Annotated in this window: 1 pseudogene; it reads left to right on the plus strand. The window is 42.1% G+C overall.

Features of this window, described 5'->3' with window-relative positions:
- Positions 1–235, plus strand: a pseudogene (locus AAEY83_RS18560) (Cof-type HAD-IIB family hydrolase); the annotation flags it as partial.

Below are 235 nucleotides of genomic sequence, written 5' to 3' on the forward strand. Positions count from 1 at the left end.
GTCTGCGAGAGTTTAATGCGCGGACGCCGAACTCAATCGTTGATCCCTGTTATTACCAAAGTAATGAAGTCTATCAGTGCTCGGTATTTTTTAATAATCAGGTCGATAAAATGCAAGATATCGATTTTGCCTCGGATGGATTGAAATTAGTACATTGGCATCATATTGGCGCGGATATTCTACCGAGTGACGCCTCAAAAGCGCGTGGCATTCTCGATGTTTGTGAATATTATGG

Source organism: Psychrobacter sp. TB20-MNA-CIBAN-0197 (genome assembly GCF_040309765.1).
GTDB classification, from domain to species: Bacteria; Pseudomonadota; Gammaproteobacteria; order Pseudomonadales; family Moraxellaceae; genus Psychrobacter; species Psychrobacter submarinus.